Source organism: Mycobacterium sp. E1715, from assembly GCF_001667625.1.
Taxonomy (GTDB): Bacteria; Actinomycetota; Actinomycetes; order Mycobacteriales; family Mycobacteriaceae; genus Mycobacterium.
Genome location: NZ_LZJJ01000169.1, coordinates 1 through 1,110 on the forward strand (window position 1 = coordinate 1; position 1,110 = coordinate 1,110).

The 1,110-nt window shown below is 60.9% G+C and carries 1 protein-coding gene; it reads left to right on the forward strand.

Annotated elements, in window-relative coordinates:
* Nucleotides 1–747 precede the first annotated feature (747 nt).
* The gene (locus tag A9X03_RS29740; RefSeq protein WP_197696043.1) at nucleotides 748–1,095 is read left to right on the forward strand and encodes a hypothetical protein; all 348 of its coding nucleotides are present in this window, start codon (nucleotides 748–750) and stop codon (nucleotides 1,093–1,095) included.
* Nucleotides 1,096–1,110 lie beyond the last annotated feature (15 nt).

Below are 1,110 nucleotides of genomic sequence, written 5' to 3' on the forward strand. Positions count from 1 at the left end.
AGAGCTGCTTTCCGCTTAAACAATTGCTGGGCGATGTGCCGGGTGATGGTATTTGCCATTTTGTGATCTGTTGGGGTGCCGCAGGTTTCGCCATCCAGCGATCCCGCTCGTCGGCTGCGGTTGCAGTTGCGCATTTCCCGCGGGATCGACAGGCCGTACGCCGTGAGCAAATTGGCCGGCTGAACCGGGCGACGGCTTGGTGCCGTCCGGCCATGACGATCACGCGAACACCGTCTGTTTCGAGGCGCGTCCGAGAGGTGTCGAAAACATTTGCGGGAGAACGGAATCAAGGTTTCTCGCGGGGCGCATGAGTGGGCACGGCGGACGTGCCGTGCGCGCTATTGGAGCGACGCAAGTTAGACCGCAGCACAACGCAATTCATCCGTCGGTGGTGCGCAATGTGTGACGTATTGCACGTAACCCGTTGTAATGTGCGCTGCTTCGCTCCGCGGGGCGAGCTCGTCACGGCTGCGACGGTCCGTACCCACCGGCGCAAATACGTGCGCCAGTTCACAAAATGGGCGTGATTCGGCTCACGATTTGAAAGCATTTGCGATTGCGGGGTACTCGCCGGAATCGCTTTGCTGACCTGCCGAAATGACCTCGGGATTGCGCCGTGATCACCCCGTTACCGAAACGAGATGTCCGGTTTCCGAAGATGACGAACGCGGCTGGTTCTCGTACGGTCCCTGTTAGCCCGCAACGGGTTACGGAACAGTAACTGAAAACAGAATCACGGACCCGCGTGTGAGCGGGGCCGCGGACGGCGAAGTCGCGTCCGTGGCCGGCGGTAACACTCCGCCGGGCGAATCGAGCCCACCGCTGTCGTGCCAGGACAAGCCGGCACGTTCCGAAGCAGGTTTCCGCACCAACCAAAACCGTCAGCCCACCCCCGTGGGCTTGCTTTGGCGCGCGCGCACCGCGAAAGGAAAGATATTGAAGAACGTCCGTAAGACGCTCGTTCTTGCCGCGGTCACGGGCACCCTCGTGACCATCCCTTCGGCGACCGCCACCGCGGAGCCGACGGGCTTCGACCCCAACAGATCACAAAATGGCAAATACCATCACCCGGCACATCGCCCAGCAATTGTTTAAGCGGAAAGCAGCTCT